General features: G+C 67.2%; 2 protein-coding genes. Both read right to left on the reverse strand.

Going from position 1 to position 682, the window contains the following annotated elements; translation table 11 throughout:
- Nucleotides 1-149 precede the first annotated feature (149 nt).
- Nucleotides 150-368: an SCO4848 family membrane protein gene (locus AC5RVV_RS17730; protein WP_494002666.1), complete on the reverse strand. Its 219-nt coding sequence runs from the start codon at nt 366-368 to the stop codon at nt 150-152.
- Nucleotides 369-370: 2 nt separating this feature from the next.
- Nucleotides 371-682: DUF2505 domain-containing protein (locus AC5RVV_RS17735; protein ID WP_494002667.1), on the reverse strand; the 312-nt coding region annotated here is incomplete at its 5' end.

Consider the following 682-nt stretch of genomic DNA (forward strand, 5'->3'; position numbering starts at 1 on the left):
GATCGTCTACTGGTGTGACTACTTCGACTGGCTCACCCTGCTGGCCGGATCCGGGGTGGGCGGGGTCCGGGCACTTGCGTCGGTGCTCGCCGAGAGGGCCCGTTCCGCCCGCGCCGCGGGGAAGTGACCCAAGGGCCGACGACGGGAAATCAGCCGACGAGCGCGCGGATGCCGATGATCGCCGTCGCCAGGCCCAGCGTCAGGGAGATGCTGACCAGGAACAGGTGCACCGTGAAGAACCTAGTGGCCTTGCCGGACGAATCGCGGGCACGCGGGTCCTTCATGACGCGCCGCAGGAACGCCGGCCACACGATCAGCGACCACACGCCGGACAGGATCAGGATGAAGGCAAGGAAGGGATGCAGCACCCTCAGGCACCTGCCTTGTCCAGCCAGGCCTGCACCTGCTGCGCCTGGATGTTCAGTGCCTTGGCCATCATCGGCTCGGCCGCCTCGGCGATCTTGGGGCCAATGAACGGAATGCTGGACGTGACCTGACCCTCAAGCTCCACGCGGGTGCCGTCACCCTCGGGCACCAGGCGCTGCACCGCGGAAACATCCACGGGCACGCCGGCCACCGTGATCTGGACATCGGCGGTGCGCGAACCGTCCGCGGCGGGCGCGGCCCACTTCTCGGTCTGGGTAACGTTGAGGCTCTCGCCGATAAACTTCTTGGCAAAGTC

Source organism: Arthrobacter sp. MDT2-34-1 (assembly GCF_059091365.1).